19 protein-coding genes are annotated in these 21467 nt (G+C 44.1%); 16 read left to right on the forward strand and 3 right to left on the reverse strand.

Annotated elements, in window-relative coordinates; translation table 11 throughout:
• The first annotated feature begins 155 nt into the window (after positions 1–155).
• The 3 genes from cax (at position 156) to AC6RV6_RS14870 (ending at position 5333) form a co-directional block, all read left to right on the forward strand.
• Complete coding sequence (gene cax, locus AC6RV6_RS14860; protein ID WP_500241646.1) at positions 156–1250, forward strand: calcium/proton exchanger; 1095 nt, start codon at positions 156–158, stop codon at positions 1248–1250.
• 326 nt (positions 1251–1576) lie between these two features.
• Positions 1577–3751: a glutamine synthetase III family protein gene (locus AC6RV6_RS14865; RefSeq protein ID WP_500241647.1), complete on the forward strand. Its 2175-nt coding sequence runs from the start codon at positions 1577–1579 to the stop codon at positions 3749–3751.
• A 262-nt stretch (positions 3752–4013) separates the two neighbouring features.
• Positions 4014–5333 carry an oligosaccharide flippase family protein gene (locus AC6RV6_RS14870; protein WP_500241648.1) on the forward strand — a complete coding sequence of 440 codons (1320 nt, stop codon included), beginning with the start codon at positions 4014–4016 and terminating at the stop codon, positions 5331–5333.
• A gap of 74 nt (positions 5334–5407) precedes the next feature.
• Here AC6RV6_RS14870 and AC6RV6_RS14875 read toward each other — a convergent pair whose 3' ends face one another.
• A complete protein-coding gene (locus AC6RV6_RS14875; protein WP_500241649.1) occupies positions 5408–7129 on the reverse strand; it encodes a cytochrome c biogenesis ResB family protein in 1722 nt (573 codons plus the stop codon).
• A gap of 335 nt (positions 7130–7464) precedes the next feature.
• Here AC6RV6_RS14875 and AC6RV6_RS14880 point away from each other — a divergent pair, with 335 nt between their 5' ends.
• Positions 7465–8157, forward strand: a complete 693-nt coding sequence (locus tag AC6RV6_RS14880; protein ID WP_500241679.1) for a PHP domain-containing protein — start codon at positions 7465–7467, stop codon at positions 8155–8157.
• Between the two features lie 33 nt (positions 8158–8190).
• Here the strand turns inward: AC6RV6_RS14880 and cobU are convergent, their stop codons facing one another.
• Positions 8191–8751, reverse strand: coding sequence for a bifunctional adenosylcobinamide kinase/adenosylcobinamide-phosphate guanylyltransferase (gene cobU / locus AC6RV6_RS14885; protein ID WP_500241650.1), 561 nt, complete (start codon positions 8749–8751; stop codon positions 8191–8193).
• 20 nt (positions 8752–8771) lie between these two features.
• Between cobU and AC6RV6_RS14890 the strand changes: the two genes are divergently transcribed.
• The 9 genes from AC6RV6_RS14890 (at position 8772) to AC6RV6_RS14930 (ending at position 15971) form a co-directional block, all read left to right on the forward strand.
• A complete protein-coding gene (locus AC6RV6_RS14890; RefSeq protein WP_500241651.1) occupies positions 8772–8915 on the forward strand; it encodes a hypothetical protein in 144 nt (47 codons plus the stop codon).
• A gap of 16 nt (positions 8916–8931) precedes the next feature.
• Complete coding sequence (locus AC6RV6_RS14895) at positions 8932–9645, forward strand: hypothetical protein (protein ID WP_500241652.1); 714 nt, start codon at positions 8932–8934, stop codon at positions 9643–9645.
• A gap of 57 nt (positions 9646–9702) precedes the next feature.
• The gene (locus AC6RV6_RS14900; RefSeq protein ID WP_500241653.1) at positions 9703–10725 is read left to right on the forward strand and encodes a glycosyltransferase family 2 protein; all 1023 of its coding nucleotides are present in this window, start codon (positions 9703–9705) and stop codon (positions 10723–10725) included.
• Positions 10712–11305: a hormogonium polysaccharide biosynthesis acetyltransferase HpsU gene (hpsU, locus tag AC6RV6_RS14905; protein WP_500241654.1), complete on the forward strand. Its 594-nt coding sequence runs from the start codon at positions 10712–10714 to the stop codon at positions 11303–11305. The genes AC6RV6_RS14900 and hpsU overlap by 14 nt, the downstream gene beginning before the upstream one ends.
• A gap of 6 nt (positions 11306–11311) precedes the next feature.
• Positions 11312–11911, forward strand: a complete 600-nt coding sequence (locus AC6RV6_RS14910) for a Uma2 family endonuclease (protein WP_500241655.1) — start codon at positions 11312–11314, stop codon at positions 11909–11911.
• A 384-nt stretch (positions 11912–12295) separates the two neighbouring features.
• Positions 12296–13972 carry a SulP family inorganic anion transporter gene (locus AC6RV6_RS14915; protein WP_500241656.1) on the forward strand — a complete coding sequence of 559 codons (1677 nt, stop codon included), beginning with the start codon at positions 12296–12298 and terminating at the stop codon, positions 13970–13972.
• 288 nt (positions 13973–14260) lie between these two features.
• Positions 14261–14527, forward strand: coding sequence for a 30S ribosomal protein S16 (gene rpsP, locus AC6RV6_RS14920; RefSeq protein WP_500241657.1), 267 nt, complete (start codon positions 14261–14263; stop codon positions 14525–14527).
• Positions 14520–15002 (forward strand): KH domain-containing protein, encoded by a 483-nt coding sequence (locus tag AC6RV6_RS14925; RefSeq protein ID WP_500241658.1) that lies wholly within the window; start codon positions 14520–14522, stop codon positions 15000–15002. The genes rpsP and AC6RV6_RS14925 overlap by 8 nt, the downstream gene beginning before the upstream one ends.
• A 24-nt stretch (positions 15003–15026) precedes the next feature.
• Positions 15027–15971: a PhoH family protein gene (locus AC6RV6_RS14930; RefSeq protein ID WP_500241659.1), complete on the forward strand. Its 945-nt coding sequence runs from the start codon at positions 15027–15029 to the stop codon at positions 15969–15971.
• 66 nt (positions 15972–16037) lie between these two features.
• On the opposite strand, the gene gcvH is transcribed toward AC6RV6_RS14930, so the two are convergent.
• Positions 16038–16433, reverse strand: coding sequence for a glycine cleavage system protein GcvH (gcvH, locus tag AC6RV6_RS14935; RefSeq protein WP_500241660.1), 396 nt, complete (start codon positions 16431–16433; stop codon positions 16038–16040).
• A gap of 262 nt (positions 16434–16695) precedes the next feature.
• Between gcvH and pyk the strand changes: the two genes are divergently transcribed.
• From pyk to AC6RV6_RS14950, 3 genes are all read left to right on the forward strand, one after another.
• The gene (gene pyk / locus AC6RV6_RS14940; RefSeq protein ID WP_500241661.1) at positions 16696–18573 is read left to right on the forward strand and encodes a pyruvate kinase; all 1878 of its coding nucleotides are present in this window, start codon (positions 16696–16698) and stop codon (positions 18571–18573) included.
• Between the two features lie 72 nt (positions 18574–18645).
• Positions 18646–19623 carry an NAD-dependent epimerase gene (locus AC6RV6_RS14945; protein ID WP_500241662.1) on the forward strand — a complete coding sequence of 326 codons (978 nt, stop codon included), beginning with the start codon at positions 18646–18648 and terminating at the stop codon, positions 19621–19623.
• A complete protein-coding gene (locus tag AC6RV6_RS14950) occupies positions 19623–21413 on the forward strand; it encodes an SLC13 family permease (protein ID WP_500241663.1) in 1791 nt (596 codons plus the stop codon). Before AC6RV6_RS14945 ends, AC6RV6_RS14950 begins: the two co-directional genes overlap by 1 nt.
• Positions 21414–21467: the final 54 nt, after the last annotated feature.

A 21467-nucleotide genomic window follows, 5' to 3' on the forward strand; every position in this document is an offset into this window, starting at 1 on the left:
CTCAACTTTAAAAAAAGTTGTATTAAATTTTGTGATTTTATATTTACAATCCCTGCCAATCCGCTTCTCCATTGCCCATGACCGATTACCGATTACCAATTGAAAAAATATCCCTTATCCTAGAGGCTAGTTTGGATTGCATACCTCTCGAAAACATGAGCAAAATTCTTTACAGTTTATTAATTTTTATCCCCATTTCCGTGGCTGCACATTTTATGGGCTGGGGATCGGCAACAACCTTTATTACGGCAGGTCTGGGAATCATACCCCTCGCGGCGCTAATGGGAACAGCTACCGAGGAAATTGCCATCGTAGTCGGACCCAATTTGGGAGGTTTATTAAATGCCACTTTTGGCAACGCCACAGAATTAATTATTGCGCTGGTTGCCCTCAACAGTGGCTTAATTGAAGTGGTCAAGGCAACAATAACCGGTTCGATTATCAGTAACCTTCTCCTCGTCATGGGCTTTTCCATGCTACTTGGAGGGTTGCGCTTTAAAGAACAAGACTTTCAACCCACCGCCGCCCGTATGAATGCTTCGGTCATGAACTTGGCGGTCATTTCTTTACTCGTTCCCACCGCCGTACAGTATACTTCTTCAGGCATTGAGGAATCATTGTTGCAAACCCTTTCTATTGCGGTAGCGGTGGTTTTAGTGTTGGTTTACGCCCTGACATTATTCTTTTCTATGAAAACCCACGCCTATCTTTACGATGTTGGTGTTGCCGAGTTTGAATCCGACGAAGAAGGAGAAGAAGAACACGAACCCCCTAATATTTTGTTGTGGATTGGCGTGTTATTTGTTGTTACTCTCTTAGTGGCTCTCGAATCGGAATTTTTAGTTGATTCTCTCGAAGAAGCAACTTCTGTATTAGGGTTGACGGCACTCTTTACCGGGGTCATTCTTTTACCAATTATTGGCAATGCGGCCGAACACGCTACGGCGGTGACGGTTGCCATGAAAGACAAAATGGATTTATCAGTTTCCGTGGCCATGGGTTCTAGTTTGCAAATAGCCCTCTTTGTCGCCCCAGTATTGGTCATTGCGGGTTGGTTTATCGGGCAGCCGATGGATTTGAATTTTAATCCTTTTGAGTTAGTTGCGGTTATGATTGCCGTTTTAGTTGCCAATTCGGTCAGTTCTGACGGAAAATCCAATTGGCTCGAAGGTGGATTGTTATTAGCGACTTATACCATTTTAGGATTTGCCTTTTTCTTCCATCCTGTTGTTGAAGGGTTGGGTGGATAATATCAATTCGCAATGGGGAAACTCGCGTTCGGCTTAGAGAATGAGTCTAACCAGACCATTAGGGGCTAACCCGATTTCACGATCTGAATGAAGTATTGCGTTTAACTGTCGATCGCAATACTTCATCAATAAATAATAATTTTCAGATTAATTGATGAAAAATTGGGCAATGCGATCGCATTGCCCAAAAAACTGTGCTACAGCCAACTTTCCCAAACCGAGTCCGAGGCATATCCTTAAGAAATTTGGATTTTGGTATATTTTGTAGCCGTTTTCAGGATCTGCATTTAGATATTGTGGGACGACCTTAAATACCGCAGAAAACGATGAGTCTAAATACAGCCCGCACCCAAGCAATTTATCAAATTGCCAATCGAGACTCGATGCCCCCTAAAGCCCCAAAATCTCTAGAAACAATCTGGGCAGAAAATGTCTTTAACCTTGGTAAAATGCAGGCTACGCTTCCCAAAGCTGTTTTTAAATCGATTAAAAGAACAATTATCACCGGTAAAAAACTCGACCCCTCCATTGCCGATGCCGTTGCGACGGCAATGCGAGATTGGGCCATGTCCAAAGGGGCGCTCTACTATGCCCACGTATTCTACCCGATGACCAACCTGACCGCAGAAAAACACGATGGCTTTATCTCCGTACAAGGAGATGGTAATGTTATTTCCGAATTTTCCGGCAAGGTGTTAGCGCAAGGAGAACCGGATGGCTCTTCCTTCCCCAATGGTGGCATCCGAGATACTTTTGAAGCGCGAGGATATACCGGTTGGGATGTCACCAGTCCCGCCTATATTATGGAAACCGATAATGGGGCTACATTGTGTATCCCCACGGTGTTTGTCTCTTGGACCGGAGAAGCCCTCGATAAAAAAGTTCCTCTCCTGCGCTCCATTGCAGCAATGGATAAAGCCGCCAACAGAGTTTTAAAACTTTTAGGCAATACTGATGTTGCTCATGTCAATTCTAGCTGTGGTGCAGAACAAGAATATTTTTTAGTCGATACTAACTTCGCCAGCCAACGTCCCGATCTCCTTTTAGCCGGGCGTACTCTATTTGGTAAAGCACCGGCCAAGGGTCAGGAATTCGACGATCATTACTTTGGTGCGATTCCTGAACGGGTGCAAGTGTTCATGCAGGACGTGGAAGAAACCCTCTATAAACTCGGTATTCCAGCGAAAACCCGACATAACGAGGTCGCCCCCGGTCAATTTGAAATTGCTCCCTATTTTGAAGCGGCAAATGTGGCCAGCGATCATCAACAATTGATCATGACTGTCCTGCGCCATACCGCTAAAAAACACGGGTTTATGTGCTTGCTCCATGAAAAACCTTTTGCTGGAATTAATGGTTCTGGCAAGCACGTGAACTGGTCTGTGGGGAATTCCACCCAAGGGAATTTACTCGATCCCGGAGATTCTCCTCACGACAATGCTCAATTTCTCGTTTTTTGCGGTGCGGTCATTCGCGGGGTTCACAAGTACGGTCCCCTGATGCGGGCGGCGATCGCAACGGCCAGCAACGATCACCGATTGGGTGCAAATGAAGCCCCTCCTGCTATCATGTCCGTTTATTTAGGCTCCCAACTCGAAGAAGTTTTCGAGCAAATTAAAACCGGAAGTGTCAGCGACTCCAAGAAAAAAGGGGTCATGGATCTCGGGGTTGACGTGCTGCCCCATCTGACCAAAGATGCCGGCGATCGCAACCGAACTTCTCCTTTTGCGTTCACGGGAAATCGCTTTGAATTCCGAGCAGTCGGCTCGAGCCAGTCGGTATCGGGTCCCTTAGTCGTTCTCAATACCATGCTGGCAGATTCTTTAGATTGGATCGGCAACCATTTAGAAAACGAATTATCCCAAGGAATGGAACTCAATACGGCAATCCTAACCGTGTTGAAAGAAGTCATGGAAGCGCATGGTGCCGTTATTTTCGGTGGCAATGGCTACTCTGAAGAATGGCACAAAATGGCGGTTGAGGAGCGAGGTTTAGCCAATTTGCCGACCACCGCCGATGCCTTACCCGCACTTAAAGCTGAATATGTAGAAGACTTGTTCCAAAAAACTGGGGTTTTAACGCCTGTTGAGTTGGAAAGCCGTTTTGAAGTTTATGCAGAGCAGTATATTCTCTCCATTGAAGTAGAAGCTAAGTTGGTGGCGAGCATGGCTAAAACTATCATTTATCCAGCAGCGATCGAGTATTTAGCGAAGCTGTCCTCGACGATCGCCAGTTTGACGGGTTTGGGTATCGATCTCGAAAAAGAGAGTGCTAAGAAAGTGGCGGATCTGACGAATTCGATGGTGGCAGCGATCGCAAAATTGAGCGCTATGATGGCAAAGCATGATTTTGCTTCAACTGAAGAGAAGATGCAGTATTGTGCAAATAATCTTTGTCCTCTCATGAATGATGTGCGCCAATATGCTGACGCATTGGAAGGTGAAATTGCCGATCGTTTCTGGCCGCTGCCCACTTATCAAGAAATGTTGTTTATCAAGTAACTTCTACGTTGACATAATCCAACATAAGTTTCTGATTGAGGTAAGGAAGATATCTTTGCCTCACCTCAATTTTCTTTCTTTTTGGCCCTCCCCATTCTAAAGAGACGGAGATTCGGAAGCAGCCCAATCGACCCATTGGGCTGCTTCCCAAATTTGCAAATACATCCTTTCTTGATGATAAATATCGTAATTAATAATCCGTATTTTTCCTCCATTCAATGTGATTTCTTGTACTCCTAATATTGGATTCAGGTAAAAGGTTATGAAGCCAATTTTACTCGATCGCACCGATGAAAGCCTTCAACTCAACATCTTGGCAAAAAACAGTATTCTTGCTCTAATCCTAAAATTTTTAGGGATTATTCTGGTCTATTTGCTTCAAATTTGTTTAACGAGATGGATGGGAAAAACCGAATATGGAGCTTATGAATACACCATAACTTGGTCTCTGTTTTTAGCAGTCCCAGCGAGTTTAGGTTTACCTCGCGCGATAATTCGCTTTATTTCTGCATATCGAGTTCAACAAGAATGGGGACTTTTGCGAGGAATTGTCTTGAGGAGTTGGCAAGCAATTATTGTTATCAGTTGCCTTTTCTGTTCGATCGCGACGGGAGTTATTCTCTGGTGCGATCGCTACCATATTTTGCCAACAATTCCCCTTGCGATCGCTGGAATTTGGCTCATTCCCCTGCAAGCATTAGTCTTACTCCAAGAAGATATGGGACGAGGGGCTGAAAATCTCATTTTTGCCTATGTTCCCACCAAAGTAATTTATCCGCTTTTGGCGATCGCCGGCGGATTTTGGCTGTTTTCTCAGCACAACTCTCTCCCTAGCTCAATCATGATTCGCATCGCTGCGATCGCCTTATTCTCGGTGCTTCTCATACAAGCAGGACTACTTTGGTGTAAATTCGATCGCGAGATTCCCTCCGAGAAAGTAAGCTATAGGCTGCCCGAGTGGTTGAAAGTTGCCATCCCTTTGTTATTATTTCAGTCCTTGCGATCGCTCCAAACCCAAACTGATATTCTCATGTTAGGTGCATTGGTGGGAACAGAAGCCGTGGGTCTCTATAGCCCTATAGCTAAAACAGCATTATGGGCAAGTTTTGTGTTGGAAGCTGTTAATCTTGTTGTTGCACCAGCTTTCGCTATTCTCCACGCACGAGGCGATCGTCAAGGTTTGCAAGATTTGCTCGCGAATGTAACCCAATGGATTTTCTGGTCTTCGACAATCATCGCTCTTCTTTTAGTAATGTTTGCTCGAGACATTTTGGGTTTATTTGGTTCTGAATTTCAGGCCACAGATTTAGAGTTGAAAATCTTAGTCTTTGGACAATTGATTAATGCTTTCAGTGGCTCTGTAGGAAACTTACTATCAGTCACGGGCTATCAAAACCAACTGATGGTTGTCTCTGCAATTATAGCCTTTGCCAATTTGGGTTTAAATGCCATTTTTATTCCACTTTGGGGAACGGTTGGTGCAGCCATAACAACCAGTATGACACTCATTGTTTGGAATATTTGGCTGGTCATTATCGTCATGCGGAATTTACAAGTTAATCCAACAGTATTTTCTGTTTGACCCTTTACCGGTCTACAGGAAATTCCGAGGGCTTTTTTCACTTTTAACAGAGAAAAACTTACACACTTTATCTCTTATTGTTTGTGGGTCATATCTAAAGCATTTTTCACTAAACCGCGACCGTAAAACATCGTAAAAATACCCAAAACAACTAGCCCAGATCCACTCCAAGTCAGTCCCGTAACCCAAGCAGGCTCTCGCTTCACTTGTAAGGTAGACTGTTGCAAATCTCCCGGATTCCATGACGCTTGGGCAATCTTCCAACCTTGATACCAAGTTGGATGATTCATCCAGACTTTGCGATGTGCAGAAATGCCTTGATGAGCATCATCAATGCGAATTTTACTCGTCCACATGGCGACAGATTCTGAACCCTCATTTCTGTCTACAATAAAATCTTCGAGTTTCACGGCAAAAGGTAATTGTAATAATTTGGGACTAAATGCCGCAAATATTTCCCTATTGGAGTCATTAATTGCTGTGGGTTGCCCCCAAGATAACCATGCTTTTGTTCCTGACTTGGTTGCGATTAATAACGCCGGATTTCCAGTTCCATTGGTATCGGGAACAGGAACTGTTTCTCGTTGTAATTGAGCATCGGGAATATATTCTTCTAAAGTAATTTGAAAATCTGCCCAACCGGGAGTAATAGACTGTGCGATCGCCAGTTCTCCAGATTTAAATTCGCGAGAAGATTTTGCCGCAAAGTATAACTTATCTTCTTTATCAAGAATAACTCGAAAATAATCTTCAGATTGCTGGGGAGGTAACGTATAATTAACGCGAATTCCGGTTAAAGACTCCCCAGAAACAAGAGAACGCACGGGAGGGAAATCGCGACCGAAAACAAACCATTGTTCGACTCCGCGATCGCTGCTAATTTCTAGCTGGAGTGCAGGATTATTTAAACGTTCCGAAACACTGGTCGCTTGTCTGTTGCCATCTAATTTAAAATCGGGAAAAAAATCCACAAAGCGAACTCGTAAATTGTCATCGATACCCACTTCTCGCTGTAAATATGACTCCACATCCAGAGCAATTTCGACTGCATTCACAACAATTTTTACCGTCCCCAAAGGCTTATTATTTCCTTGGGCTGGAGTCGTTAATAACGCTTCTAATTCTGATGAATTATCGACTTGTATAATCTCTAAATCTGCCGGACCCAAGGCAATTTTACGGTAAGGAAGCGGCGCAATAGCCAACCATCGTTCTAAAGTTTGTCCCATGCGATCGCTATGCAAACTCAGTCGCACTGCCGGATTTTCTACTGTTCCCCCTTTAGTAAAACTGACAGTTTGTACCGCATTGTCCGTATATCCTAATAGCGAAAGACCTGCAAAAGATTGAGGTGAAATCGAACCATCTGCTTTCACAAAAATCCCAGCTTGTTGGACCTCTCCCTCTCTATTGGCAACTTCGAGTAAATCCCCTTGAACCCGAACTTGATTATTCGCCGCTAAATCCGTTCGTAAGGGTAACATCCCTTCCGCCCCCAAATGAATCACTGCTGCCGAACCCGCAATAATGACAATGAGACCGAGATGAGTCAAGGCAAAACCGATTTTACGCGCTCCTCGCCACGGATAGCGACTCAGGGCAGAAACACCCAAATTCAACGCGAGCAGGAACATTAACCCCCCAAACCACGGACTTTTATAGATTTCCTGCTGTACCGTCGCCGAACCCACTTGCGACTCGTAAAACGTTGCTCCAATGAGAATAATGGCGATCGCACTCAATAAAGGAACGGCAAATTGAATCGAACCGAGAAAACGGAAAATGCGGTTTTGCATAATTGTTGTTGACAAATTTCGAGCGAACTGCAAAAAGACGGCCAAACCTTACGGTAATCGGCAATTTAAAAACTTTTGTGTAGTTAAAGTTGCAAAAAGGATCAATTTATGAGACTTTTGCATTAATATAATAAGTTTTAATCATACAAGAGCGCGATCGCCGACCCCGGCTCGCTTTGATTTAAGAATTCGGCAATAGTAAAGCAAGAGAAGCGTATTACGACACCTTCTCAATTTGGCAATTTTGTTAAACTAGAGAAACGTTAAGAAATTTATCAATTTTTTGACAAACGCGATTTTTTCTGAATCGTCAATCGAATTTTCTAAAATCCATGATGGCAACCCAAATGGCCTCGGCATTAATCGAGCAAACCCCCCAAGACGAGCGATCGCTCAAAAAAGTTTGGGCAAAAATTCAGCCAGATAGCTGTCCCCGTCACTATAACTTCCATATGCACACCTTTTGTTCTGACGGACAATTGCACCCGAAGGAAGTTATCGAACAAGCGGTTGCCATCGGTCTCAAAGGTTTGGCAATCACCGATCACCATACCGTTAACGGCTATCGCGTTGCGCGGTGGTGTTTGGCGGAAATGGGGCAATGGGGAGAAATGCCCCAACTGTGGACGGGAGTTGAGATCACTTCAAGATTACTGGCAACGGAAGTTCATATTCTCGGCTATGCCTTCGATCCCGATTGTCCGGCATTAAACTCCTATTTAGAAGGATTTGCCCCCAAAGGCCAAGCCGCCCAAGCCGATCGCGTCATTGAAGCCATTCACCAAGCCGGAGGATTAGCCGTTCTTGCCCACCCAGAACGATATCGTCGTCCTGCAGCCCAACTGATCCCCACAGCAGCAGACGCGGGGATCGACGGCGTTGAAACTTACTACGCCTATCGTCATGTTAATCCGTGGCAACCATCCCCCCAACAAACCCAGCAAGTTAAAGCATTAAGCGATCGCTACGGTTTATTGAATACTTGTGGCACCGATACCCACGGACAGGATTTACTTTTACGACGTTAATTGAGGCGAATTGTAGAGACAAATTTTACGTTTCTATGGATTTGAAATCGGCGTTCCGATTTGAGTTAAGTCGATCGCGTATCCTCCCGTGATGAGATAGACAGTAGAAGCGATCGCGCCGATGCGTCGAGTTAAATTGCCAAGGCGATCGCGGAAGGTGCGACCGAGAGGATAAACAGGAACCAGACCCCATCCCGTTTCCTCAGCAACTAAAATGACCGTTCCCCGTGCTTGTTGCAAACTGTCTAACAGGTCAATAACCATCACTTCCCATTCTTCCTCCTCGCGATCGAGAAGATTTGCCAACCAAGTCCCCAAAGAATCGACTAAAAAACAATCTCCCTCTGCGATCGTGCGAACGGTTGCAGCTAAGTCTACCGGGATAGATAGTGTTTTCCATGTCCTCGGACGGCGTAAAGCGTGTCGAGAAATCTTCTCCTGCCATTCCGGATCGTCAGGATTTTCTCGTGCTGTCGCCACATAACTGACTGGTTTGCCCGAATCTTGTGCCAAGCGTTCTGCCCATTCGCTTTTGCCTGAACTGGCCGGCCCGATCGCTAAAATTAGAGGTGAGGGTAATTTTTTTCTAGACATTTCCTGAATAAATATGAAGAATGCAAAGAAGAGACAATACAATAGGAGCAGAGAAATTTACGATGGGAAAGAAAAATCATTTCCTAAACTCAATAAATTTCCCTTGGCGATCGCGGACAGCAGCCAGTTTAATTGCCATCCCCAGTCAGGCCCAAGTTAAATAGTGGCGAGAGATCCAACATGAGACCAGAACTACAACGCATCGAAACCGCTTTAGCTCAACTCGACAGAAATCCTCGAGAGTTACACAGCCCTCGAAGAACCCAACTCCCACTTCAATCCAAAACTCGCAATCCGTCTTTTTCTCTCGCCAAACCCGTTCAATTACCGCCATCTCAAGCTCAATTACCTCAAGCTCAATTACCTCAAGCTCAATCTCGGGGGGTCTCTTTTCCCCAACCTTACCAAAGTCAACTCACAACACTACCAAAGCTACAATCCGCTCAAATCAGCACTCATCGTCACGGTGTCAATCCTGCGCTTGCCACCAACCTGCTTAAAGAAATCGAGGAAATTACCCTAGGTTGGCAACAAGAACTCAAACGAGTTTTGATTTCCATTCAAGATCTTTATCTGGAAGGACCAATTGTGGATGGCTGGCTCGAATCTCAATCTCCCCTTCCCGATCGCCCCAGTTCCCCATCCCATTCGCTAGATTTAGAACGGTTTAACTCACCCGATCGCCCCGGTTATCGCCTCTGTGGTTTGGATGAGAATGGCCGTCTCTGGTCAAGAACTTGTCCCCCCGAACAAGTCGCCGGTGTTAGTGTTGCGATCGCGCGTTACCAAAAATTACGCCAATTACTCAAGAGCAAACAAAGTCTTGAAAATCGTCTGAGTAATCTTGCCGAAACATTAGTCATGGTTCACGGCAAACTAAAAGAAGAAGTTTAGCGATCGCTCATCTCCGATCTATTTTTCTATTCTTAACACTTCCTCAAAATCAAGATAATGACCATAACAAAAGTTCCTGTTTCAGTTCTCATTCCCGCTAAAAACGAGGAATTAAATATTGCTAATTGTTTGCGGAGCGTTTCCAGAGCAGATGAAATTTTTGTTGTGGATTCAAACAGTACTGATAAAACCGTAGAAATTTGTCAAGAACAAGGTGTAAATATCGTTCAATTCAAATACGAACGAGGAAGCTGGCCAAAAAAGAAAAACTGGGCATTAACAAACTTACCATTTCAGAATGAATGGGTGTTAATTGTCGATTGTGACGAACAAATTACAGATGCACTTTGGGAAAAAATTGAAACAATTCTTGAAAATCCCGAACACGACGGTTACTATCTCAATCGTCAAGTTTATTTTTTCCATCAATGGATCAAACACGGTGGTAAATATCCCGATTGGAACCTCCGCCTTTTCAAACATGAAAAAGGTCGCTACGAAAACCTATTGACGGAAAAAGATGGAGTCGATACGGGAGATAATGAAGTTCACGAACATGTCATTCTCGATACAGGATGTACGGAAGGATTCATTCACGATGCACCGATGCTCCATGAAGATTTTAAAAATATTTCTGCATGGCTGGAACGTCATAATAGGTACTCGAATTGGGAAGCAAGATTTTATAACAATCTTCGTCAAGGAGAGTATGAAAAATCCCCCGAACAATATGAGGGTAAAATTATTCAACCCAAATGGTTCGGAGGAACGCCATTAGAAAAAAAGCGCTTTCTCCGAAAAGTTTGGGTGTGGCTTCCTTGCAGACCTTTTTTGCGTTTTATTATTGTTTATTTTTTGAAATTAGGATTTTTAGATGGGAGAGCGGGTTATTTTTACGCAATTTTAATTAGTCAATATGAATCTCAAATTGGCATTAAATGGTATGAACTTAATAATTGTCAGCCTAGTAACAAAAAGCAAGCTAATTCTGATGAGATAAAAGATAATCAAAAACATCAAGCTAATACATCAGATAAAACAAAAACGGCTACACAATTAGAAACAAATGAAGCAAACTAAGTCATCTTCTTTTCTCGATGCCGAACCCTTTGCAGATTTGCGATATTATGACCAATCGGGATACGATCGCGGTAAGCCGAGTTGGTATATTTTATTATGGTGGTTTGTACAGGCAATCGCATTTCCTTTGACACTACACAATTTTAGTGGAATTCGTGGTGCAATTTTACGTTTGTTCGGAGCAAAAATTGGTAAGGGGGTTGTTATTCGTCCGACGGCTCGCTTTACTTATCCTTGGAAAATTGAGATCGGGGATTACAGTTGGATCGGAGATGATGCGGTTTTATACAGTTTAGATCAAATTAGGATTGGAGAACATTGCACAATCTCGCAAAAATGTTATTTGTGTACGGGAAGTCATGATTTTAGCGATCGCGCTTTTGCTCTACAAACCCAACCTATTTTAATTGGTAATGGCGCATGGGTGGCGACAGATTGTTTTATTGCACCGGGGGTTAAAATCGGGGCTAATGCTGTTATTGGGGCGAGAAGTAGCGTATATCGCGATATTCCCCCCGCGCAAGTTGCTTTTGGTAATCCCTGCCGTCCTCGCTATGAACGAGAAATGAAAGAGGAATAATTGATTATGTCCACGCTATCTCAAAAGTATCCTCAATTGGTCGTACCGCCTGCGATCGCACTGAAAATCAGCCATGAAGATTTTGTCCAATTGGCATTAAATAACCGAGAATTAAGACTAGAAAGAACTGCAACGGGAGAGTTAATTGTGAATCCTCCAACAGATGGCGAAACGGGTCGTAAAAATTTTAAACTAAGTGGGCAATTAGCCAGTTGGTGTGAAACAAATTCCCTATTAGGAGAAGGGTTTGATTCTTCTACAGGATTTACCCTTCCCAATGGCGCAAATCGTTCTCCCGATGCTTCTTGGGTGTGTCGAGAAAAGTGGGAGACTTTAACGGTAAAACAACGGGAAGGCTTTCTGCCAATTTGTCCAGACTTTGCGATCGAATTGCCCTCTAAATCCGATACTTTGGTTTCTCTACAAAGTAAAATGCAAGAATATTTGGACAATGGCATGAGTTTAGGTTGGCTCATCGATCCCAAGTCTCGTCGGGTGGAAATTTATCGTCCTCAACAAATCGTGGAGAGATTGGAAAATCCTTCTCATTTGTCGGGAGAGGGTGTCTTGCGGGGGTTTGTTTTGGATTTAACAAAAATTTGGTGACTTTGAGATGCGATCGCATCTCAAGAGAATTAAAAAAACCTTGTTCTCTCATAAAAACCTGTATCAAGACAACCTCTTGAGAAAAAAATGCGATCGCTGCAATATTTATTTATTTTTGTTGCTTTTGATTAAGCTCAGCTTTACATTTAAGCAAAATATATTGATGAGCAATTCTTATTTTGAAGGACGAACAGGCTCAGCTTATATTATTATCAATGACCTGAAGACTGATTGATGAAAGGCTCAATTTCCACAGCTTTCAAGTCTTAATCTCGCGCCAAATCCAAAGATTTAGCGTTAGATTTTAACGAAATCTTATCGATGCGCGATCGCTTACTCGGAAATTTATTGCAATGACCAATTTTCCTTTTACTCATTACCGCAATGCAACTTGTTAATCGCATACACTTTAAAAATCTTCGCGGTGACGTTTTTGGTGGTGTAACGGCTGCCATTGTTGCCTTACCTTTAGCTTTAGCATTTGGAGTCTCTTCCGGTGCAGGACCGATCGCAGGACTCTATGGTGCGATCGCAACAGGCTTTTTTGCAGCGCTTTGCGGGGGGACTCCCTCGCAAATTTCCGGACCCACGGGACCGATGACCGTCGTGATGGCGACAATTTTCACGGCGGTTGCTTCACAAAATTCTGAGACGGGCTTGGCGACTGCCTTTACAATTGTGATATTAGGAGGACTCTTTCAAATTCTCTTTGGGGTATTGCGACTGGGAAAGTACATCACTCTCATGCCCTATACTGTAATTTCCGGATTTATGTCCGGAATTGGTGCAATTATTATCATTATTGAGGTTGCACCCTTTTTGGGTTATCCCAACGTTGCCGGTGTTGTGGCTTCTTTCCGCGCCATTCCTCAAGAAGTTATCCATCCCGATCCTATTGCGACGGGACTGGGCATATTAACACTGGCGATCGTCTTTTTATCTCCCGCCAAACTCAATCGCATCATTCCTTCTCCGTTGTTGGCGCTGATTGTGGGTACTCTCATTTCTGTGTTTGCTTTTCCCGATAGTAATATTCCCCGCATCGGCGATATTCCCTCTGGGTTGCCTCAGTTGCATTTTCCTGTTTTTAATTGGGAACAACTCAATTTTATTGTCGGTTATGGCTTGATGTTGGCAGTTTTAGGAGCGATCGATTCTCTTTTAACTTCCCTTGTTGCCGATAATATCACCCGCACCCAACATCATTCCGATCGCGAGTTAATCGGCCAAGGAATTGGCAATACAATATCGGGACTCTTGGGAGGGCTTCCGGGAGCAGGGGCGACTATGCGGACGGTGATTAACGTGCAGGCAGGCGGAAAAACACCTCTTTCGGGCATCGTACACGCTTTGATTTTGCTGGCGATCGTCTTGGGGGCCGGGAATTTAACAGAAAGTATTCCCCACACCGTTTTAGCTGGAATTTTAATCAAAGTCGGGATTGATATTATCGATTGGGGCTTTCTCAAACGCGCTCATGTTGTCTCCAAAAAAGCAACCGCCATTATGTATGGCGTAATGTTATTAACAGTATTTGTCGATCTGATTGTTGCGGTTGCAGTTGGAGTTTTTGTAGCTAATATTTTAACCATCGAACGCTTGAGTAAATTGCAAAGCGAGAAGGTTCAAATTGTCACAGATCCTCAAGGAGAAATTCCCTTACAGCCAGAAGAACAAGAGATTCTCAAAGACGCAAACGGCGCAATTTTATTGTTTCACCTTGGCGGACCAATGAGTTTTGGCGCAGCAAAATCTATTTCTCGGCGCATGTCGATCGTCCAGCACTATGATGTTTTGATTCTGGATATTACCGATGTCACTTTGTTGGGGATTACAGCTTCTTTGGCAGTGGAAACAATGGTTAAAGATGCGATCGCAAAACGGCGGGAGATTTATATTGTCGGAGCAAAAGGTCAAGCTCAGGAACGCTTGCAAAAGTTGAAGGTTTTGGATCTGCTGCCGTTAAACAATCAATTGGATAATCGTCTCGATGCTTTACGCCAATCGCATCTTTTTCTCAATCCTTCTTTGGTAGGAGACCGGGAAAAAACGAATGTTTGATTTATTGTTGACGATCGGTTTGTCGGGATATTCACCGAGAAGTTGAAACCTTGAGCCGACAAGTCGTTCTCTTGATATCCCTACCGATGGGTTTGAATTTGGCAAAATAATCAGAAAAGCGATCGCATTACTCAAAGCGATCGCTTTTGCCACAAACTTCAGATCGCATGTATTGCAATTAAAGCTAAATCTTCTCGCATCGATAATTGTTCATTGTTCATTGCTCATTACCAAAGATTGTGTCAGAATCGGAAAGGAGATAATTCTAGACAAGTAGTGTAAATTAAGATGATCAAGCTGCGATTAAAGCGATACGGAAAGAAGAGAGAAGTTAGCTACCGCATTGTAGCCATGGATAGCCGCAACCGTCGAGACGGTCGCCCCCTTGAAGAACTGGGATTTTATAACCCTCGTACCGATGAGACTCGCCTGAACGTTCCAGCGATCGTGCAGCGACTCAAACACGGCGCTCAACCCACCGATACCGTGCGCGATATTCTCACCAAAGCCCAAGTTTTCGAGCAACTCAAAGATGCTGCAAGTAAGGATGTCTGAATCAATTACATATTCTCAGTCCAATTCTCAGTCCAATTCTCAGTCGGATCGTCCTAATTATGAAGAGTTAGTCCGGTTTTTAATTAAACCTTTATTAGATTCACCAGACTCTCTTAGCGTCCACTGCGAAGTTGCTCGGAGCAATGAACGAGTATTAATTCGCGTGGCTTTCGGCGAGGACGAACAAGGAGGACGAGTCTTCGGTCGCGGCGGTCGTAATATTGACGCGATCCGCACTACCCTCGAAGCAGCAGCACAGGCATCAGGTCAGTCTGCACGCTTAGAAATTTTCGGCGAAAGTAACCGCGAGTACAACTCTAACGGCTCGCGCTATAACGACGACGACGGCGATCGCCGTCGCTTCAAAAAACCCTATACCGTCCGTCCTCCCGCCCCAACACGCCGTCATTCCTTCCGACGCAAGCGATCGAGCGATAGTCGCATCAACGGTCGAACAGGCAATGACGAATGGTAAAAGTAACAAGCGATCTAATCCAGAGTGAGAACGGAAACCCTGCAATTTCCCAGTAATGAAAGCGCGATCGCTTTTGCCGGCTCGGGAGAAGAAAATCTCAAACTCCTCTCGCGCCATACGGGAGTGCAATTAGTCCTGCGAGGGCGGGATGTGATGCTATCAGGAGCGCCCAAAGCCGTTGAACGGTGCTTGCAGGTTTTTCACGCCCTCGCCCCTTACTGGAAAGACGGCAAAACGATCGTGCAACCCGATATTTTAACGGCATTTCACGCCGTGGATACGGGACAAACGGACGAATATAAAGATTTACAAAAAAATGTCTTAGCGGTTACTCGCAAAGGTGAAGGGATTCGAGCGAAAACTTTTCGCCAGCGCCAATATGTCAAAGCGATTCAAACTCACGATATAACCTTTGGGATCGGTCCGGCGGGAACCGGTAAAACTTTTTTGGCGGCAGTGCTGGCGGTAAAAGCACTGTTAAACGATGAATGCGATCGCATCATCCTCACTCGTCCCGCCGTAGAAGCTGGGGAAAAACTCGGTTTTTTACCGGGGGACTTGCAACAAAAAGTTAATCCTTTTTTGCGTCCTCTCTATGATTCTCTTTACGAATTCATTGAACCCGCAAAAATTCCTGACTTAATGGAGCGGGGAAAAATAGAAATTGCCCCGCTTGCTTATATGCGAGGGAGAACTTTAAGCCATGCCTTTGTTATTGTTGACGAGGCACAAAATGCAACCCCGGCCCAGCTTAAAATGGTACTAACCCGGTTGGGATTTGGCGCTCGCATGGTGGTCACGGGAGATATTACCCAAACCGATTTACCAAGCGATCGCGATTCTGGGTTAATTGTTGCCAAAAAAATCCTCAAAAATGTTGAAGGGATTGCCTTTTGTCATCTTTCCGCCGCCGATGTCGTGCGGCATCCCCTCGTACAAAAAATTGTCGCCGCCTACGAGAAACAATGAGCAATTATCAATGAGCAATAACTCATAAAAAATAATAAAGATAATTTTGATTTTGCTCATTGCCAGTTACTCGTCGTCGCCTTCAACTTGCGCTCGATATTCGCTTGCGTCAATCGTTTCTAATTCCTCATCGGGATTATCGAGGCGAATTTTGAGCAACCACCCCTCCCCATAAGGATCTTCCGCGATCGCTTCTGGGGTATCGAGTAGGGGTTCATTGCGATCGATAACCGTACCAGAAACTGGAGAACTAAGGTCTTCAACGGCTTTAACCGATTCAATGGAACCAAAATTTTCGCTTGATTCCACCGCATCCCCCACCTCGGGTAATTCCAGAAAGACAATATCCCCCAATTGATCGACCGCAAAAGCGGTAATCCCTACCGTCGCAATTTCACCATCCAAGCGCACGTATTCGTGGCTGTCCAGATACTTTAGATCTTCAGGATATTCAAAAGCCATTTATCTCTACCTCTCTCAAAACATTAGAAAAATTTCTGCAATGCAAGTTGATTCTCCCTAGGATAAAGGGAAGCGCGATGAAGCGTAAATAAGTATTTTTTTACTATTTCAGCAAAAAGAACCCAGAGCGATCGCCAGCAAAAAGATAAATATCTAAAGAGAAGTTCTTAACGAATCAGAAAAAACCGCCTTTCGCGAGATAATAGAGGGCTATAATGCAAGCCTTACCGCCCCCGCGAAACTCGTTTATCGTTTCTCCATCATGCAATTGTCCCCCCATCCCCCCGATTCCCCTTCCTTAACGGAAAATTACCGCGATCGCGTCCCCTTAAACCTAAAAAACTCGCCGTCGCGCCCGATTTCGAGACGCACCAAGATTGTTGCGACAGTAGGACCGGCTACCCTCAAACCCGATGTTCTCCGTCGCCTGATTGAAGCCGGTGCCACTACCCTGCGCCTGAATTTTTCCCACGGAACTCACGACGATCACCACCGTGCCATTCGCCTCATCCGACAACTGGCTTTTGAATTAGACCGCCCGGTAGGCATTCTCCAAGATTTACAAGGTCCGAAAATTCGCCTTGGTAAATTCGAGTCGGGATCGGTACAGTTGTCCAAAGGCGATCGCTTTATCCTCACCAGTCATCCGGTTTCCTGCAATCGCGAAATTGCCTTTGTCAGTTACCAAGGTTTAACTGATGAAGTCCCTGCCGGAGCGACTATTCTCCTCGATGATGGCAAAGTGGAAATGATCGTCGAGAGCGTCGATCGCGAGAATAAACAACTTCACTGTCGCGTCGTGGTAGCGGGTAAACTCTCCAACAACAAAGGGGTCAATTTTCCCAATGTTTCCCTCTCCGTTAGTGCCTTAACGGAAAAAGATCGCAAAGATTTAATCTTTGGCTTGGATCGGGGGGTGGACTGGGTTGCCTTGAGTTTTGTCCAACGCCCTCAAGATATTTTAGAAATCAAAGAACTCATCGCCAGTGCCGGAAAATCCGTCCCTGTCGTGGCCAAAATCGAAAAACATGAAGCGATCGAACAAATGGAGGCAATTTTATCCCTTTGCGATGGGGTAATGGTCGCCCGAGGGGATTTAGGGGTCGAATTACCCGCCGAACAAGTCCCAATGCTGCAAAAACGCCTGATCGCCATGGCCAATCAATTTGGCATTCCCGTCATTACGGCAACCCAGATGCTCGATAGTATGGTCAATAGTCCTCGTCCAACCCGGGCGGAAGTCTCTGATGTTGCGAATGCCATCCTTGACGGTACCGATGCGGTTATGCTTTCCAACGAGACGGCTGTCGGGAATTATCCCGTCGAAGCCGTGGCGACGATGGCTAGAATTGCCAATTGCGTAGAACCCCAGATGTTAAGCGATCGCGCTATCAAGACGAACACGCGATCGATTCCTAATGCTATCTCTGGGGCGGTGAGTCATATTGCCCAACAACTCGATGCGGCCGCTATTATGACCTTAACCAAAACCGGGTCAACCGCCCGCAATGTCTCGAAATTTCGTCCCGACACCCCCATTCTCGCCGTGACTCCTCACGTTGATGTCGCCAGACAATTACAACTGGTTTGGGGTGTTAAGCCTTTATTAGTTTTAGATTTACCCTCCACCAGCCAAACATTCCAAGCGGCCATTAACGTCGCTCAAGAAAAGCACTTACTCTTTGATGGAGATATTGTTATTCTCACTGCCGGCACCTTGCAAGGTGTTGCTGGTTCTACAGATTTAATTAAAGTAGAAGTCGTCACGGCAGTCTTAGGAAAAGGCATCGGTATTGGGGAAGGCACCGTTACCGGACGCGCTCGAGTCGTGCGAAATGCTAAGGATATTGCGAACTTCTCTCAAGATGATATCCTTGTCGCCACTGCAACTAATGTCGATTATGTGGAAGCCATCCGCAAAGCGGCGGGAATTATTACTGAAGACCCGAGTTTGACCAGCCATGCGGCGGTGATCGGCTTGCGTCTGGGCATTCCTGCGATCGTCGGCTTAAAGGATGCGACAGAGGTGATTCGAGAAGGAGCCATTTTAACTCTCGACTCTCAACGAGGTTTGGTTTATTCTGGGATGCGACCGGAACATCAGGGGCATAGTGTGGGGATCAAAGTTCCGGTGATTTAAACAATAGAAACGGTGATTTTTGGTTCTGTTTTCTCAACTTCCAACTTTTTCATTGATAATTGTTCATTAATAATGGCAACTTTAGTTACTGGTGCAGCAGGTTTCATTGGCTTTCATACAAGCAAGCGTTTATTAGAACGCGGCGATCGCATTCTTGGTCTCGACAATCTCAACGACTACTATGATGTTTCGCTCAAACAAGCACGCTTGGCAAAATTAAAGCAGTATCCTAATTTTACCTTTGTGCATCTCGATCTTGCCGATCGCGAAGGTATGGCAAAACTTTTTGCCGAACAAAACTTAGAAGTTGTTATTAATTTAGCTGCACAAGCAGGGGTTCGTTACTCCTTAGAAAATCCTCATGCCTATATCGATAGCAATATCGTCGGGTTTATGAATATTCTTGAAGGTTGTCGATACGGGAAAGTTAAACATCTGGTTTTCGCGTCTTCCAGTTCGGTTTATGGCGAAAATAAAAAGATTCCTTTTGCAGTCGAAGATAATGTTGATTATCCCATCAGTATTTACGCTGCCAGTAAAAAAGCCAACGAATTGATGGCCCATACCTATAGTCATTTATACGGCTTGCCCGTAACAGGACTGCGCTTTTTTACCGTTTACGGTCCTTGGGGCCGCCCGGATATGGCATTGTTTTTGTTTACCAAAGCAATTTTAGAAGACCGACCTATCAACGTTTTCAATCACGGAAAAATGCAACGGGATTTTACTTATGTTGATGATGTTGTTGAAGGAGTCATTCGCGTTAGTAAAAAAATCCCCGCTCCTCATAAAATTAGTGGTGCAAAATACAAAGTTTATAATATTGGCAATAATAACCCAGTAGAATTAATGTATATGATTCAAACTCTCGAAAAATGCTTGGGGAAAAACGCAGAAAAAAATATGTTGCCCATGCAGCCCGGTGATGTTCCTAGAACTTATGCTGATGTTGATGAATTAATAAAAAATATTGACTTTAGACCGAATACTCCCATCGAAGAAGGAATTCAAAAATTTGTAGACTGGTATCGAGAATATTACAATAAATAATGGAAATTATCCTCACACTAACCGTTATTATTTTTGCATTTGTTGGCTTTATTACTGAAATTCTTCCTGTCGATCTTATTGCTATTATCGTAACGGTTGTTTTGATGATTTTGGGGTTAGTTACTCCTGATGAGGGTATTTCTGGCTTTGGCAATTCAGCGACTATTACTGTTTTAGCAATGTTTATTCTCAGCTCGGGAATTTCTAAAACAGGAGTCATTCAAATCGTGAGAGATTTGTTAATTAAATGGGGAGGAAAACAACTCAATCAACAAATTTTGATTTTAGGGATTTTGGTGGGGCCGATTACTGCTTTTATTAATAATACTGCCGTTGTTGCCATTTTTTTACCGATTATTGAAGATTGGTGCAAACAACAAAAGATATCGGCTTCTAAACTTTTAATTCCCCTTTCTTATGTTTCAATTTTAGGTGGAGTTATGACCACAATTGGGACATCTACTAATATTTTAGCCAGTGGTTTATCGGCACAATTGGGTTATGGGGAATTCAGTATTTTTCAGTTTAGCAAAGCCGGAATTTTGATTTTTATTATCGGCTTGATTTATATTTCTGCGATCGCACCGCGACTTCTCCCCGATCGCAAACCTGCCAGTAGCGATTTGGTATCAGACGATTATGGTTTGCGAGACTATGTGAGTGAAGTCGTCATTACACCGCGATCGAGTTTGGTCGGACAGACTTTGCGATCGAGCGAAATTCAACGGAAATTTGATATTGATGTCTTAGAATTATTAAGAAATAAAGTTCGTTTTGCTCAACCTCTCGCCGATAAAATATTGCAAGTCGGAGATATTTTAATCGTCCGCAGCGGTCGAGAAGATCTATTAAAAATTAGGGATGAACGTGGGTTGGATATTCTCGCCGATGTTAAATTTAATCAAGATGAATTAGAAACTGTTTTAACTTCAGGAGAAGAGAAAATCGCCGAAGTTCTCATCCTTTCTAACTCTCGCTTAATCGGTACGACCTTAAAAGATTTACGCTTTCGTCAGCGCTATAATGCAACAGTTTTAGCCATTCGTCGAGGTGCGGAATTAGTGAGAGGACGATTGGGGAAAATCCCCTTACGATTTGGCGATGTTTTACTGGTACAAGGTCCAAAGCAAAGTTTTATCGGTTTACAAACTGCACGAGAATTACTGGTTTTAGAACAACGAAATGTAGAAATGATGCGCCAAGATAAAGCAGGAATTGCCGTTGCGATCGGATTGGGAGTGGTGTTGTTAGCCGCATTTAATGTTATGCCAATTTTAGTGAGTGCCTTAGCCGGAGTTGTCCTCATGGTTTTAACAGGCTGTTTGCGACCGGGAGAAATTTACGGTGCAGTTCGTTGGGATATTATTTTTCTTTTAGCCGGATTAATTCCCCTCGGAATTGCGATGGAAAATTCGGGGACGACGCAATGGTTAGCCGATCGCATTGTTGCCGTCGGGGGAGGATTATCGGGATATTGGGTATTAATGTTCTTTTTTCTGATTACCGCATTCCTAACAGAAATTCTCTCGAATAATGCCTCTGTGGTTCTCATGCTTCCCATTGCTGCTACCGTTGCGACAACCTTAGAACTCAATCCTTTTGCTTTTATGTTTGCCGTCACCTTTGCGGCCTCTAACAGTTACATGACTCCTATTGGCTATCAAACTAATACAATGGTTTACGGTCCGGGAGAATACAAATTTTTTGATTTTACCCGCGTGGGTGCGCCATTGACATTATTAATGGCATTTGTTATCCCACTTCTCATTATTTGGATTTATGGATTGTAATCGATAATGGGGAAGAGTTGACGAAGAATCCAAAAAATTGTTTACTGATAACTG

The sequence above is a fragment of the Spirulina sp. LEGE 11439 genome (assembly GCF_059821285.1).

Excerpts from the sequence above, each read along its gene's own strand:
- cax (WP_500241646.1), top strand. The coding sequence starts at position 156 with ATGAGCAAAATTCTTTACAGTTTATTAATTTTTATCCCCATTTCCGTG.
- AC6RV6_RS14865 (WP_500241647.1), top strand. The coding sequence starts at position 1,577 with ATGAGTCTAAATACAGCCCGCACCCAAGCAATTTATCAAATTGCCAAT.
- AC6RV6_RS14870 (WP_500241648.1), top strand. The coding sequence starts at position 4,014 with ATGAAGCCAATTTTACTCGATCGCACCGATGAAAGCCTTCAACTCAAC.
- AC6RV6_RS14875 (WP_500241649.1), bottom strand. The coding sequence starts at position 7,129 with ATGCAAAACCGCATTTTCCGTTTTCTCGGTTCGATTCAATTTGCCGTT.
- AC6RV6_RS14880 (WP_500241679.1), top strand. The coding sequence starts at position 7,465 with ATGGCAACCCAAATGGCCTCGGCATTAATCGAGCAAACCCCCCAAGAC.
- cobU (WP_500241650.1), bottom strand. The coding sequence starts at position 8,751 with ATGTCTAGAAAAAAATTACCCTCACCTCTAATTTTAGCGATCGGGCCG.
- AC6RV6_RS14890 (WP_500241651.1), top strand. The coding sequence starts at position 8,772 with ATGCAAAGAAGAGACAATACAATAGGAGCAGAGAAATTTACGATGGGA.
- AC6RV6_RS14895 (WP_500241652.1), top strand. The coding sequence starts at position 8,932 with ATGAGACCAGAACTACAACGCATCGAAACCGCTTTAGCTCAACTCGAC.
- AC6RV6_RS14900 (WP_500241653.1), top strand. The coding sequence starts at position 9,703 with ATGACCATAACAAAAGTTCCTGTTTCAGTTCTCATTCCCGCTAAAAAC.
- hpsU (WP_500241654.1), top strand. The coding sequence starts at position 10,712 with ATGAAGCAAACTAAGTCATCTTCTTTTCTCGATGCCGAACCCTTTGCA.
- AC6RV6_RS14910 (WP_500241655.1), top strand. The coding sequence starts at position 11,312 with ATGTCCACGCTATCTCAAAAGTATCCTCAATTGGTCGTACCGCCTGCG.
- AC6RV6_RS14915 (WP_500241656.1), top strand. The coding sequence starts at position 12,296 with ATGCAACTTGTTAATCGCATACACTTTAAAAATCTTCGCGGTGACGTT.
- rpsP (WP_500241657.1), top strand. The coding sequence starts at position 14,261 with ATGATCAAGCTGCGATTAAAGCGATACGGAAAGAAGAGAGAAGTTAGC.
- AC6RV6_RS14925 (WP_500241658.1), top strand. The coding sequence starts at position 14,520 with ATGTCTGAATCAATTACATATTCTCAGTCCAATTCTCAGTCCAATTCT.
- gcvH (WP_500241660.1), bottom strand. The coding sequence starts at position 16,433 with ATGGCTTTTGAATATCCTGAAGATCTAAAGTATCTGGACAGCCACGAA.
- pyk (WP_500241661.1), top strand. The coding sequence starts at position 16,696 with ATGCAATTGTCCCCCCATCCCCCCGATTCCCCTTCCTTAACGGAAAAT.
- AC6RV6_RS14945 (WP_500241662.1), top strand. The coding sequence starts at position 18,646 with ATGGCAACTTTAGTTACTGGTGCAGCAGGTTTCATTGGCTTTCATACA.
- AC6RV6_RS14950 (WP_500241663.1), top strand. The coding sequence starts at position 19,623 with ATGGAAATTATCCTCACACTAACCGTTATTATTTTTGCATTTGTTGGC.